Genomic DNA, 14,191 nt, shown 5'->3' on the forward strand with positions numbered 1-14,191 from the left:
AACGCGGACGGCAAGGAGATCTACAACCAGAAGACCCAGCCCAACGTCAAGGGCACCCTCCACTAGGCATCACACCGGACGCCCGGAGGCGGGGCCGCCGCCGGCGTCGGTCTGTTTTCCCCCGCATTACCCGCCTTCTGACGGTGTATTACCTCGACATTACGTCTATGACGAAGCATTCCGGCCAACTTGTCGCCGCACGGGTGACGTGTTTCCAACAAAGATGGCACTGTACCGTCCCATCGCTGCAGCGGCCCTTGCAGTCGCACGCGCACCACCCGCTGCGGTGATCACGTGGAGGTTGTCCCCCACTCGAACCACCAGCTCTACCGGGCGGCACCATCCCCTGCCCTCCCGGCTGACTCCGGCCGCACCCACGCGGTCGTCGCAGAAGGAGTTCAGTGTGAATCGATCCTCCCGAAAGACCACCGGCGCAGGCGCGTTGACAGTCGGAGCCGCGATGATCGTGGCTGCTCTGACATCCGGTGTCGCCATCGCCGACGAGACCCCCGCCCAGGCCCCCGCCGAGGTCCGGGCCGCCGCCGGCGCACTGCCGGTGCAGCTGTCGCCGGAGCAGCGCGGTGAGTTGCTGGCCTCGGCGGACGCGTCGCTGGCGGACACCGCCAGGTCGCTGAAGCTGGGGTCGAAGGAGGCCCTGGTCGTCAGGGGCGTCACCAAGGACGCCGACGGCAGCGTGCACTCCCGCTACGAGCGGACCTTCGACGGACTGCCGGTGCTCGGCGGCGACCTGGTCGTCCACACCGCCGCGGACGGCTCCACGAAGGGCGTCACCAAGGCCACCGAGGCGGACATCGCCGTCGACACCACCGCCAAGGAGAGCGCCGAGGCGGCGAAGGGCCTCGCGCTCGACAGCGCCGGCAGCGCGAAGGTCGCGGAGCCGGCGGCCGACAGCGCCCGCAAGGTGGTCTGGGCCGCGTCCGGCACCCCGCGCCTCGCGTGGGAGACGGTGGTCACCGGCACGCAGGAGGACGGCACGCCGTCCGAGCTGCACGTCATCACCGACGCCAACTCCGGTAAGAAGATCTTCGAGTACCAGGGTGTCGAGACCGGCGTCGGCAACAGCAAGTACTCGGGCCAGGTCACCATCGGCACCTCGGCGGCGGCCGGCGGCGGCTTCGCGCTGACCGACAACACCCGCGGCGGCCACAGCACCTACGACCTGAACGGCACCAGTTCCACCAGGAAGCTGTTCACCAATCCGACCGACACCTGGGGCGACGGCACCGTCGCCAACCGGCAGACCGCCGCCGTGGACGCCGCCTACGGCGCCCAACTCACCTGGGACTACTACAAGAACGTCCACGGCCGCAACGGCATCAAGGACGACGGCGTCGGCGCATACACCCGGGTCCACTACGGCAACAACTACGTCAACGCGTTCTGGTCCGACAGCTGCTTCTGCATGACCTACGGCGACGGCGCGGGCAACGTCAAGCCGCTGACCTCCATCGACGTCGGCGCCCACGAGATGACCCACGGCGTCACCTCCGCCACCGCGAACCTGGTCTACAGCGGCGAGTCCGGCGGCCTGAACGAGGCCACCTCGGACATCATGGCCGCCGCCATCGAGTTCTGGGCCGACAACCCCGAGGACAAGGGCGACTACCTGGTCGGCGAGAAGATCGACATCAGGGGCAACGGCACCCCGCTGCGCTACATGGACAAGCCCTCCAAGGACGGTCGCTCCAGGGACTCCTGGTCGTCCGACCTCGGCTCCATCGACGTGCACTACTCCTCCGGCCCGGCCAACCACTGGTTCTACCTGGCTTCCGAGGGCAGCGGCAGCAAGACCGTCAACGGCGTGGCCTACGACTCCCCGACCTCCGACGGCCTGCCGGTGACCGGCATCGGCCGGGACGCGGCCGCCAAGATCTGGTACCGGGCGCTGACCACCTACATGACCTCGTCGACCAACTACGCGGCGGCCCGCACCGCCACCCTGCAGGCCGCCGCCGACCTGTACGGGCCGACCAGCGCGACCTACATGAACACCGCCAACGCCTGGGCGGCCATCAACGTCGGCCCGCGCGTCGTCGACGGCCTCCTGCTGGACCCCGTCGCCAGCCAGATCACCGCGATCGGCGCCCCCGCCGATCTCCAGATCAAGGCCGCCAACTTCAACCCCGGCATCGTCACCTACCACGCGACCGGCCTCCCCGAGGGCCTGACGCTCCACCCGGTCACCGGCCGCGTCACCGGCGTCCCGGCCCTTACCGGCACCTACACGGTCACCGTCACCGCCAAGGCCTCCCACCACAGCAGCCTCGCGACGACGTTCACCTGGAAGGTCTCCCGGGGCATCTTCGCGAACACCACCCCTGTGCAGATCCCGGACGGGGGCCCTGCGATCTTCTCGGACATCGTCATCGACCGGATCCCGGGCCAGGCGCCGAGCGACCTCAAGGTGGGCGTGGACATCAAGCACACCTGGCGCGGTGACCTGGTCGTCGACCTGGTCGGCCCGGACGGCACGGTGTACTCGCTGAAGAAGAGCAACCTCGGCGACTCGGGCGACAACGTCATCGAGACCTACACGGTTGACGCCTCCGCCCAGCTCGCCAACGGCACCTGGCGGCTCAGGGTGCAGGACATGTACCGCACCGACTCGGGCCGCATCGACGGTTGGAAGCTCATCTTCTGACCGTGTCCGCACCGAGCACCGAGCACTGAGCACTGAGGTGATCCGGTCGGCGAAGGCACTGACTTCGCCGGCCGGATCACCTCTTGGCCGTGCGGCACGGGCCATCGCCGATCCCGGCGCTGATCCCGTCGCGGGTCGGGCGGACGGCCTCGACGCCCCGACCGGCCGGGCGCTGCGCGAGATGCTCGGCGCCGCCCGCGGTTCGAACGCGCTGAATATTTTCGCAAGATGTTTCTGTTATTGCCGGTCGTCCCCCGTGCTCTCCGGAGTGTCGGAAGGCCCGGACCCCTTCACCACAGGGTCCGGGTCATCGCACGAGGAAAGGAACGCGATGGGACACCGGAGCACCGAGCTTCGCCGGCGCAAGCGCCGCAGGCTCACCCGCAGGAGCGCCCTGGTCGCCGCGGCGGTGGCGGCAGGGCTGCTGGCGGGAACGCTCGGCATCCGCACCGCGCTGGAGCCGGCGGCCCTGAACGGCGCCGTCACGGCCGCGGCCGACGGGGTCGACGGTTCGGGGACGCAGGCCGGGCCGGTCGGCTACGACGGCGCACCGGGGGAGACCGGCACCGCCGAAGGGGCTACCCAGGCGCCCGCCCCGAAGCGGGACCAGAAGGCCGCGCCGCTCAAGGCGATACCCAAGGACGAGCCCGAACGCGGCCTGGTCTACGCCGGATTGAGCCTGCCGGGCAGCGACCGCTGCGGCGGCACGCTGGAGGTCACCGGCAGCACCCAGTGCAGCCACGGCCCGGACGTGCCGCCCAAGGGCGTGGACATCCGCCAGGACGTCCCGCCGGTCGCGGCCCCGGTCGCTCGGACGCCCGCGCTCACCCCCGCGGCCGGAGCCCAGGCACCCGCCGCCGCCGACCTGCTGAAGGGCTCCGTGCCCGTCCTGGACGCCACGCAGAAGGCACTGCTCGGCGGCGCCGGCACCGCCGCGGACGCCGCCCCGGCCGGAGCGGACGCGCCCGCCGGGTCGAAGCTGGTCTGCGAGGGCGACGGCAGCAGCGGCAACCGCGTCCAGGTGGTGTACGTCCACAGCCCGGGCAACGACCGCTTCGCCCAGTACCTCGCCTCGTTCAAGAAGTGGGCCGCCGACGTCGACGTCATCTACAACGCCAGCGCCGCGGAGACCGGCGGCGAACGGCACGTCCGCTTCGTCACCGAGTCCGACTGCAGCGCCTCGGTGCTGAACGTGCAGATCTCCGACGCCGAGATCCAGGACTTCAACGCGAGCAACCGGGCCCTCGCCGCGCAGGGGTTCAACCGCAAGGACCGCAAGTACATGATGTTCACCGACGCCAAGGTGTACTGCGGGATCGGCACCTTCGCCGGCGACGAGCGCCCCGGCCAGGACAACCTGAGCAACTTCGGGCCCTCGTACGGCCGGACCGACTCCGGGTGCTGGGGCGGCAGCACCGCCGCCCACGAACTCGGCCACAACCTGGGCGCGGTGAACAACAGCGCGCCCAACTCCAGCAAGGCCGGGCACTGCGTCGACGAGTGGGACGTGATGTGCTACTCGGACGCCCCCGACTACCCGCAGATGCGGACCGTCTGCCCGGACCGCGCCCATGACGACCGGCTCGACTGCAACCACGACGACTACTACAACACCTCACCGTCGCCGGGCAGTTACCTCACCACGCACTGGAACGTCGCCAACAACCGCTTCCTCGTTGCCGGTGGCGGCAGTGGCCCCGACCCGACGCCCACCCCGACTCCGACCGGCACGCCGACCCGCACGCCCTCGCCGTCCCCGACGCCCACCGGCAGTACCACCCCCACGCCGACCGGCTCCCCGTCGCCGACCGCGACCCCGACGGCGACCCCGACCGCGACCCCCACTCCGACCGCGACCCCCACGGCGGGCAACACCGGCCCCGCGGTGGCCGTCAGCCAGGTCACCCAGAACTCCGCCGTGCTCAGCTGGACCGCCGCACCCGCCGCGGCCGGCTACGACGTACTGCTGAACGGCCAGGCGATCGGCACCGTCCGCTCGACGGTGGTCGGCGTGGTCCGCCTCGCCCCCGGCACCTCGTACACCGTGGCCGTGGCCGTCCGCGACGCCGCCGGAGCGGTCGGCAAGCCCGGTCGCACCGCCACCTTCCGCACGGTCACCGACACCGGCCGCCCGCAGCCGGGCACGCGCTACACGATGGTCAACGGACTGACCGGGCAGGCCGCCGACCTGTGGGGCAGCTCGATGAACGACGGGACCGTGGCCATCGCTTACCAGCGCACCGGCTACGCCAACCAGAAGTGGCAGTTCGAGGACGCCGGGAACGGGGCGGTGCGGATCAAGTCCGCGCGCTCCGGCAAGTGCCTGCAGCTCGGCGGCGCCCCGGTGGCCGGTCAGTACGTCGCCCAGCAGCCGTGTTCCGACACGGCCGCGCAGAAGTGGCAGCTCAACGCCGTCGAGGGCGGGTTCACCGTCACCGCGGACGGCGGCTCGCTCGTGCTGGGGCTCAGCACTCGCTGGTACTACGGCGGTTGGCTGCTGGAGCTGCAGCAGGCGAACGGCCGGCCGCAGCAGAACTGGTCGCTCCTGAAGACCACGTAAGCAGGCACCTCCGACCGACCGCGGGCCGCGCGCCCGAGGATCGTGGCCCGGCAGCCCGGCAGCCCGGCAGCCCGGCAGCCCGGCAGCCCGGTGCCACGGTCCCGCACGTTGCCCGACCCGTGCGCCGGGCGCGGCCACCCGTTCCTGGGCGGCCGCGCCCGGTACCGCCCCCGTTTCCCGTACCCGTCCTCCCACACCGCTCCGAGGAACACCCGCCATGCGATCCCGCCCGCTCCTCGCCGCCTGCGTCCTCGCGGCGGCCGCCGTCCTGCCCACCGCCGCACCGGCCGGTGCCCACGGCGACAGCGTCCACCTGGACGTCACCGGCCAGCAGAACGGTCACGTCAGCACCGTCGCCACCTGGGAGAACGACCACGACCAGGTCACCGAGGAGTTCGCCGGCACGCTCTCCGCCACCGCGGCGGACGGCCGGGCGGTAGGCCCCTGGCGACTGGTCGGCGTCCCGGGCCGCCCGGGGACGTACACCACTCGGGAGATCCTGCCCGCCGGGCACTGGCAGGTGACCGTCGACTGCGCCTTCCCCTCGCTCGGCCACGCCCAGCGCGAACTGGACGTGGCGGACGCCGTCATCGACGACCCGGTGCCCGCCGGCACGGCGGCCGCGTCGCCCCCGGCCGGTGTGCCGTCGGCCGCGTCGACGGAGACGGGCGCCGGGCCCGTCCCGGTGCCCGTCGGCGGGCCGGTGTCCGGGCCCGCGCCCGCCGGTTCCGCACCGACCGCGGCCTCCGGCTCCGCCTCCGCGCGCGACACCTCCGACTCCACCACCTGGGCCGCCGCCGGCACCGCCGCCGCGGCCGTGCTGCTGGCCGGCACCGGGCTCTGGCTCCGCCGGCGCCGCCGGGCCTGAGCCGCCGGCCCCGGCCGCCGGGCGGACGCGGCCGAAGGCGGTCGGGCCTTGTGAACGGCGGGATCGGACCGAAGGCAACACCTTCCTGACCAACCAGAACCTCGGGAAGGGCACGGGCTCGACCTACGAGTACGTCAACCTGGACACCGACGACGACCGGCTACGACGTCGAGGCCGCCATCACCCGCGGCCTGTTGATCGACGGAGTCCCGCGCCGGGTGCTCTTCGGCGAGGCGGCGATCGCCGCTTCCTACCAGGCCGAGGCCCTGCACATGGGCCCGCACCCGCTGGGCGTCCTGGCCCAGTACGTCCGCGCCGGCGGCTTCGCCGGCGCGCTCGACCTGCCCGAGCCGGTGATCGGCCGGGAACCGGGCGAGCTGGTCCGCGGCTGGCTGCGTGCGGCCGCGGCCGGCGGGGCCGACCTCGGGCGCGAGGTCCTGTTCGCCCGCTGGCTGGCCGAGGTTGCGCTCCTGATCACCATGCGGCGCCGGGTCCGGGAAGAGGGCAGCTGATGCGCCGAACCGTCATCACCGGCGTGGCGGCGTCTGACCGGACTGGACCCGGCCGGCCCGATGGCGTGCGACTGCGACAACAGAGCCTCCTGGAAGGCTCGTTGGCATAGACACCCTCTGAGCTGCCAGGAGGTCCTGTGCTCATGCCCGGCGCCGGCCGCGTTCACCCGAACGAGACCTCCGTTCGTGGACAGCGCTCAAGATCGGAAGGCCAAGGGCCACTGAGTATTGCCAAACGCCGTCTGTCCCGGTCGTGCCAGGATGCTCGGCATGTCTACTCGTGCACTGAGCTTCGGCGCGATTGCGGAGGCCTACGAAAGGTTCCGGCCGGGGTATCCCGAAGAGCTCTTCGACCTGGTGCTCGCGTATGCGGGCCGGCCGGTTCGTACGGCCCTGGAGATCGGTGCGGGGACAGGCAAAGCAACCCGCCTGTTCGCCGCGCACGGGGTCGCGGTCACGGCCACGGAACCCGACGCGGCCATGCTCACCGAGCTGCGCAAGACGGTGCCCGCAAACGTGACGACCGTCCGGGCCGCGTTCGAGGACCTGCGGCCAGGCAAGACCTACGGGTTGGTCTATGCGGCGGCAGCCCTGCATTGGACACGCCCGGAGAGTCGGTGGTCAAGCGTGGCCGCGCTACTGGATCCAGAGGGCGTGGTCGCCTCATTCGGTGGCCCGGTTCAGCTGGCTGACCCAGCTGTCGAGGAAGCTGTGCATGCGGCCCGGGCGCCGTTCCTGGAAAGCGACGACGTTCCGTCTCCCGACGGGACCGCTCCGGATGAGGCGATGCAGTGGCCGGGCACGGAGCTGCAACGGTCTCAGTTCTTCCTCGACGTTCAGCAGTCCGTCATCAAGCGGCACCTGACGATGAGCGCTCCTGACTATGTTGGCTACCTGTCGACCGTCTCGGCGTATCTCCAACTGCCGCAATCGAGGCGACAGCAGGCGTACGAGGCGATCACACGGATCCTGCCCGAGACAGTCGAGATCGCCGCCGACATCATCGTCCATCTCGCGCGTCGGCGATCCGAGTAGCGGCGACATTCCTCCTTGGGACCACGGCGAGCCCCGCGCGACGGCCTGCGCCGAGACGACCAAGGACGCCGCCTTCTCATGTCCGGCAACCACCGCAGTCAAGGGCGCGGTCATCGCTGAGGCACCAGGTTCACGTTGCCGTACTGGCCGGCCACGATCTGGCCCAAGTATCAGGAGATCATCCCGCTTTAACGGGGGCAGCGGGATGATCTCCTGATGGCTCGGTGGTGCGGTCAGCGGGTCCTGAAACGGCGGTAGAGGTTCCGGGCCACGAACACCCCCGGCCCGCCGAAGCCGACGAGGTCGACGCGCCCCTCACCGGTGATGTCGCCGACGAAGCGGGGGTGCCGGTCGACCCGCCAGGCGCCTGCGTCGTCGTTGTAGCCGAAGCCGCGGCACACCAACTGGGGCTGCTCGAACCGGCCTTCACCGAGGCCTTGCGACACCCAGACGCCCTCGTCACCGAAGCCGACGATGTCCGGGGTGCCGTCGCCGGTGACGTCGGCGAGGAACCACAGGTGTTTCTTGGGCGTCCACCCCTGCGCCGTCCCGAAGTCGTTCAGGACCAGCTTGGCGGGCTCGAAGGTGCCGTCGCCGCGCCCGCGGGACACCGCGACGCCCTGCGGGCCGAACCCGACGATGTCCATGGGGCCGTCGGCGGTGGTCCTGACCAGGAAGCGGGGGTGCTTCGCGACCGACTTCCAGCCCTGGACGGTCCCGAAGTCGCCCAGGACGAGAGAGGGTTCGGCGAACGTGCCGTCGTCGGCCCGGAGGGAGACCCAGATGCCCTCGTCGTGGCAGCCGACGAGGTCGAGGCGGCCGTCGCCGGTGGTGTCGGCGAGGAAGCGGGGGTGCTTGGCGAGGAGCCAGCCGCCCGCCTCCTCGCCGTGGCCGAACGCCTTGAGGGCCGGCTCGTCGGGGAGATCGGCGAACGTGCCGTCGTCGGCCTGGAGGGAGATCCAGACGCCGTCCTCGTGGCAGCCGACGAGGTCGAGGCGGCCGTCGCCGGTGGTGTCGGCGAGGAAGCGGGGGTGCTGGTCGGCGAGCCAGCCGCCGGCCTTCGGGTCGCTGCCGAACGCCTTGAGGACCAACTTGCCGGCGGCGGGGGCGAACTTGCCGCTGTCGCCCTGGAGGGACACCCGGACGCCGTCGGCGGCCAGCACCACGACATCGGGCTTGCCGCTGCCCGTGGTGTCGGCGAGGGTCCACAGGTCGGTGGGCGCCAGGGCGGGCGCGGACTTGTACAGGGCCTGCTCGTCGTCGAAGGTGCCGTCGCCCCGACTGGGCGCCGTCACGGCCCCCTTGGCGGGCCGCAGTGCCACGATGTCGTGCCGCCCCGCCCCCGTGCGGTCGGCGAGGAACCGCGCACCGGCGCCGGCCCACCAACCCGGCTGCCCGGGAACGCGGTTGGGCCTCTCCCCGGTCCACTCCCCGGCGGTCTTGTCGCTCCCGAACTGCTCCAGGACGAGGAGCATATCGCTGAAGGAGGGGGTGGCGCCGGGGACCATCCGCAGCGCGGTCGAGCGGACCAGGGACCAGGACCGGCGGCCGTTCCAATGGTCGCGCTGGGCGAAGCACAGCACCAGGTCCCTGGTGCGCTCAGGTTCGGCGGTGACGAGGCGCCAGCGCTGGCTCTTCGCGGCGTCGTCGTACTTGCGCAGGACGACCCGGATCTCGGGCTCCTCGGCGTCGTCCTCGTCACGGTCGGGGAGGTCGAGGACGGTGCCGTCGGTCACGCTCTCGATGAAGTAGAGGCCCGCCTCACCCTCGATGGGGACGACGTGCCACTGCTGGTCCTTCTTGCCTGCGGCGGCGGCCGACCGGCGGACGCCGCCGCCCTTGGTGATGGGCTCGAGCGCCTTGTTGTCGGCCGCGTTGCGGATCACATAGCCCTGGTCGTCCTGCTCGAACCCGCCGTTCGCGGTCTGCACGGGGGCGAGCTGCCACTGCTCCGGGCTCGGGCCGTCCTCGGGGAAACCGCGGACGACCAGCGCCCCGTCCGAGCTCGGCGTCGGCGGGGCGCCGAGGGTCTTCCCCGTGGCGGCGTTGACGATCTCCAGCTTCAGTTCTTGCGTGGGCACGGGCATCGTGGTGCCTCTTCCAACTCTTCAAGGCAGTACGGGGTTGGCTAGGGACGGTGGTGGCGCGGCGGTGGGCGCGGCTCACGTGAAGACGTGGTGGTACGGTACGTTCCACTCGTTGGGCAGCCGTGGGTAGAAGGTGTTGATGATCGTCCCGGTGAAGTCCCCGCCCCAGTTGTAGGTGGTGCGCACCTCGTTGTCGGGCGTCACCGCGTAGTCCTTGAAGCCGAGGATGGCGTCGGGGTGGGTGATCGGTACGAAGGTGATCCCGCCCCACGGCGTCACCGAGACGACGAAGAGCTGGGTGTCCTCAGGGGCGCCGTTCTTGCCGCGCCACTTGTCGCCGACCTTTCCGGGGAGGCCGACCTGCACGGTGTCGGCCGTTGCAGCCTTCGGGGCGTCCTGGTGGACGCTGATGCGGCGGCGCTGCGGCTTCGGGGTGCCGTCGTCGCCGCGCCCGGCGGCGGTGCCGGCCGGATCGACGGGCGCGGGCATCGTCTGGCCGGCGGCGCTCTCCAGGAAGTAGAGCGGTCGCTGCCCGAAGAACCCGCCGGGCGTGATGTACCAGAGGTGCCCCTTCGCGTCCTTGGTGTCCGGGTCCAGCGCGGTGGCCAGCTTGACGCCCTTGTCGTGGACCGAGTCCTTGAGCTCAACGGGCCGCAGGTAGCCGCCGTTGAAGGCGTGCACGAGCATGACCGGGCGGTTCTCGATCAGCGCCGCCACGATCGCGTTGTCGTAGCTGTTCACCGCCACCGGGCCGCCGACCACCAAATTCGCCATCGCGGTGCGTTCTTGGGTGTACATCGCGGAAACCTCACCTGTTCTGGATGTGGGAGAACAATGCTCGGACGCTCAGTGCAGGAGCACATTGCACGGAACTGCCAGCGGCGCCAGAGTCACACATTCACCAACCGATGGGCAGGATAAGGAGCTTGCTTCACCCAATCGAGTGTCATGCCGGGAGGGGCCTCTTCCAGCGGTAAGGCCCGTGCTAGCTTCGGTCGCCGGAACGTGCGCAGAATTCCGTTCCCATTTCACCGAGTTCACCGAACACGGTTCGACCGGATCATTCGAGGACATCATCCGAGGACGGGGAATGCCTTCCAACGCATACAACCTGGATCGGGCCAAGCGCCAGCCGCTGACCAAGAAGAACCTGCGGGAACTGGGCATCGAGCAGACCTGGCAAGCCATCCTGGGGCACCCCAGCCTGGTCTACGTCGACGAGTACGGCATGCAGCACAAACCCGTCGGCTTCTCCGTCAACAAGGCGAGCTTCGGCACCTTCCCCGGTACGGCGCACCAACTCGGCTGGCTCGCCTACATGAACCTCGGCGAGCCGCTGATCGAGGAGCGGCGCGACATCCAGCAGCCGCCGCCCGACATGTTTTCCTCGCGCAGCTACGTCAACCGCAGCCTGACGTCCGACATGAGCTTCACCGACACGGTCGACTTCACCGTCTCGAACGCCGTCACCTGGTCGCTCCAGGGGTCGTCCCAGCTGACCTTCGGCGGCAACGTCGGCGCGCAGCTCCAGCTGCAGTTGCAGAACCAGCTCCAACTGAGCCTCCAGGGGCAGCTCCAGGGGCAGCTCCAGGGACAGCTCAGCGCCCAGCTGCAGAACGCCATGGCCAACAAGTGCACCACCACGGTGACCAACAAGAACAGCAAGGACAACATCGGGGTGGACAACGCGAACGCTACCGAGAACGGCGTGACCAACACGATGTCCAATACGGCGCAGGCCTCCGCCACGGCCTCCGCGACATCCTCGATCACGGACTCGGTGGCGTTCACGACCACGGGCAGCGCCACCGGGAGCGCGCAGCTCAACGCCCAGTTGATGCAGGGCATCACGGCCTCCGTGGGCGGCACCCTGACCACCAGCTGGAAGTCCACCTCGCAGATCTCCGGCACGGTCCCGCCGACCACCCGGATGGCGACCATCGCCAGCCAGCGGCGCACCCGCAAGCAGTACTCCTACGAGATCCCGGTGACCTTCTCCGGGCTGCTCGCCGTGCAGTACGACGTGCCGGTGGCGGTGCTTTCGCCGCCGCAGCCCGGGGACTACCCCGGCCTCGCCAAGCTGGTGGCCCGCGACATCACCGACCTCGACCTGGCGGGCGGCGGCTTCCGGATGAAGGGGCTGGCCGAGGTGGTCTCCGCCCTGGAGGTCAACCACACGATGTTCGACGGCGAGAGCCTGACCGACAGCGAACGAGATCTTTTCAAGCTGCCCTGACCGAACTGTTCCAGCAGCCGTGAACGGGCGCGCGGCGCCGCCACGACGACCAGAGGTGACAACCATGGTGTTCGGCAACATCTTCGAATCCGCGGGCAAGGGTGCGGGGCTCTTCTCAGTGATCTCCGACGGCGACAAGCCGGAGCCCGGCGCGGACGTCGACTTCGAGGACTCCGACGACGAGACGTACGACGACACGACCACGAGCCTGTTCACCAGCGGGATCCACGGGGCCAACAACCGGGCGAAGATCGTACAGGAGCAGTCGCCCGAAGCACGGGCCATCCTGGGCTTCCTCGGCTCCTTCGTCCAGACCACCCAGGCGTCGGCCGGTACGCAGGCGCAGTACGCTACGGACCCCGGTTCGGTGTCCACGGCGGCGGCCGGCCGCATGCAGGCGGCCAGTCCGACGGTGGCCGGGAACGACGATCTCCAGAAGGCCCCGGACTTGGTGAGCAGGCCGAAGAGGGACGACTACAAGAAGCCCCCCAAGCCGGAGAAGCCGACCGTGGAGGCTCCCGAGCCCCCCGCGACGCCCGAGGCCACTAAGCCGACCGCGGCCGACCCGTCGAGCTCCCAGTAGCGCTCGGGCGATTCGGTTGCGGAGGGGGTCAGGGGCGCTGCCGCCCCTGACCCCCTCTTGTGTGTCAGACCCTGTGTGTCAGACGGGGAGCAGCTGCCACTGCCGGTTGCGGTGGTCGCCGTCCGCCTCGTGCTGCTTGATTGCCGCAGGCCCGTTGGCGTCGACGCGCAGCAGCAGGCCGCTGTGCCGGTTGGCGATCTCGAACACCCGGGGGTTGTCGGTCGCGGGGCCCATGGGGATCAGCCGCCACTGCTGGTGGTGCGCGTCGGCGCCCTGGTAGGCGCGCTGCGCCGCCACCGCCCCGGCGGCCTCCTCTGCTTCGAGGATCTCCAGGACCTTGCCGCTGCGCACGTTCTCGAAGGTGTAGAGCACCTCGCCGTCCTGTTGGCCCGCCACCACCAGCCGCCACCGCTGGTGCTCCCGGGGGACGGCGAGGGACTGGTGGATCTCGGCCCCGTCCTTGGTGGACTCACGCAGCACGCCCATCCGCAGCCTGCTGTGGACGTTGGCCCAGGAGGCCACCGTGCCCGACGCGGGCAGGCCGGCCATCAGCGGCGAGGCGATCTTCCGGATCCGGTGGCCGCCGTACTCGGCGATGTAGAGCGTGTCGACGCTGTCCATGGCGAGCGCGGTCGGGAGGTTCAGTTGGGCCTTGTCGGCCGGGCCGTTGTCGCCGGTGGAGGCGGCGCTGCCGGTGCCGGCGACGGTGGTGATCGTGCCGTCGGTCGCGACCTTCCTGATGCGGTGATTGGCGTGATCGGCGATGTAGAGGATGCCGGTGCTGTCCACCGCCACCGCCAATGGGGTGTTGAGTTGGGCCTTGGCGGCTGGGCCGTTGTCGCCGGTGGAGCCGGCGGTGCCGGTGCCGGCGACGGTGGTGATCGTGCCGTCGGCCGTGATCTTCCGGATGCGGTGGTTGTTGCCGTCGGCGATGTAGAGGGCGCCCGCGCCGTCCGCCGCCAGTCCGCGCGGGTAGGACAGCTGGGCCTTGTTGGCCGGGCCGTTGTCACCGCTGAAACCGGCGGTCCCGGTTCCCGCGACCGTGCTGATCTTGCCGTCCGTGGTGATCTTCCTGACCCGGTGGCTGTTGTAGTCGGAGACGTAGAGGACGCCGGTGCTGTCCACCGCCACCGCCAACGGGTAGTTCAGCCGGGCATTATTGGCCGGGCCGTTGTCGCCGGTGGAGCCGGCGGTGCCGGTGCCGGCGACGGTGGTGATCGTGCCGTCGGCCGTGATCTTCCGGATCCGCTGGTTGGCGGCGTCGGCGATGTAGAGGACGCCGGTGCTGTCCGCCGCCAGCCCGCGCGGCTGGTTCAGCTGGGCCTTGTTGGCCGGGCCGTTGTCGCCGGTGGAGCCGGCGGTGCCGGTGCCGGCGACGGTGCTGATCCGGCCGTCCGTGGTGACCTTGCGGATCCGGTGGTTGCCGTAGTCGGCGATGTAGAGGGTTCCCGCGCTGTCCACCGCCAGCCCCAGCGGGTAGTTGAGCCGGGCCGAAGCGGCAGGCTCGCCGTCCCCGGTGAACCCTGCTGTGCCCGTCCCCGCGGCCGTGGTGATCGGAGGGACGGACTGCTTGTTGGGAGTGGTCATCGTCATTCCTTCGGTCGTGGTGCCCGGCATTCGGTCAGATGGGGAGCAGCTGCCACTGCCG

Annotated in this window: 10 protein-coding genes; 7 read left to right on the forward strand and 3 right to left on the reverse strand. The window is 70.6% G+C overall.

Annotated elements, in window-relative coordinates; translation table 11 throughout:
• The first annotated feature begins 460 nt into the window (after window positions 1-460).
• The 5 genes from ACWGJO_RS37945 to ACWGJO_RS37965 all read left to right on the forward strand — a co-directional run bounded on the left by ACWGJO_RS37945 (window position 461) and on the right by ACWGJO_RS37965 (window position 7,637).
• Window positions 461-2,662 carry a M4 family metallopeptidase gene (locus ACWGJO_RS37945; RefSeq protein WP_452190202.1) on the forward strand — a complete coding sequence of 734 codons (2,202 nt, stop codon included), beginning with the start codon at window positions 461-463 and terminating at the stop codon, window positions 2,660-2,662.
• Window positions 2,663-2,993: 331 nt separating this feature from the next.
• The gene (locus tag ACWGJO_RS37950) at window positions 2,994-5,222 is read left to right on the forward strand and encodes an RICIN domain-containing protein (protein ID WP_452190203.1); all 2,229 of its coding nucleotides are present in this window, start codon (window positions 2,994-2,996) and stop codon (window positions 5,220-5,222) included.
• Between the two features lie 217 nt (window positions 5,223-5,439).
• Window positions 5,440-6,090 (forward strand): hypothetical protein, encoded by a 651-nt coding sequence (locus tag ACWGJO_RS37955; RefSeq protein WP_452190204.1) that lies wholly within the window; start codon window positions 5,440-5,442, stop codon window positions 6,088-6,090.
• A gap of 194 nt (window positions 6,091-6,284) precedes the next feature.
• Complete coding sequence (locus ACWGJO_RS37960) at window positions 6,285-6,602, forward strand: hypothetical protein (RefSeq protein WP_452190205.1); 318 nt, start codon at window positions 6,285-6,287, stop codon at window positions 6,600-6,602.
• 270 nt (window positions 6,603-6,872) lie between these two features.
• Window positions 6,873-7,637 carry a class I SAM-dependent methyltransferase gene (locus tag ACWGJO_RS37965; protein WP_452190206.1) on the forward strand — a complete coding sequence of 255 codons (765 nt, stop codon included), beginning with the start codon at window positions 6,873-6,875 and terminating at the stop codon, window positions 7,635-7,637.
• 233 nt (window positions 7,638-7,870) lie between these two features.
• Here ACWGJO_RS37965 and ACWGJO_RS37970 read toward each other — a convergent pair whose 3' ends face one another.
• Together ACWGJO_RS37970 and ACWGJO_RS37975 are read right to left on the reverse strand one after the other, a co-directional pair.
• Entirely contained in the window at window positions 7,871-9,724 is a 1,854-nt protein-coding gene (locus ACWGJO_RS37970; RefSeq protein WP_452190207.1) for an RICIN domain-containing protein, read from the reverse strand.
• A gap of 75 nt (window positions 9,725-9,799) precedes the next feature.
• The gene (locus ACWGJO_RS37975; RefSeq protein ID WP_452190208.1) at window positions 9,800-10,522 is read right to left on the reverse strand and encodes a hypothetical protein; all 723 of its coding nucleotides are present in this window, start codon (window positions 10,520-10,522) and stop codon (window positions 9,800-9,802) included.
• 292 nt (window positions 10,523-10,814) lie between these two features.
• Here ACWGJO_RS37975 and ACWGJO_RS37980 point away from each other — a divergent pair, with 292 nt between their 5' ends.
• Both ACWGJO_RS37980 and ACWGJO_RS37985 read left to right on the forward strand, forming a co-directional pair.
• Window positions 10,815-11,960, forward strand: coding sequence for a hypothetical protein (locus ACWGJO_RS37980; RefSeq protein WP_452190209.1), 1,146 nt, complete (start codon window positions 10,815-10,817; stop codon window positions 11,958-11,960).
• 64 nt (window positions 11,961-12,024) lie between these two features.
• Window positions 12,025-12,543, forward strand: coding sequence for a hypothetical protein (locus ACWGJO_RS37985; RefSeq protein ID WP_452190210.1), 519 nt, complete (start codon window positions 12,025-12,027; stop codon window positions 12,541-12,543).
• Window positions 12,544-12,621: 78 nt separating this feature from the next.
• On the opposite strand, the gene ACWGJO_RS37990 is transcribed toward ACWGJO_RS37985, so the two are convergent.
• The gene (locus ACWGJO_RS37990; protein WP_452190211.1) at window positions 12,622-14,130 is read right to left on the reverse strand and encodes an NHL domain-containing protein; all 1,509 of its coding nucleotides are present in this window, start codon (window positions 14,128-14,130) and stop codon (window positions 12,622-12,624) included.
• Window positions 14,131-14,191 lie beyond the last annotated feature (61 nt).

The sequence above is a fragment of the Kitasatospora sp. NPDC054795 genome (assembly GCF_053611565.1).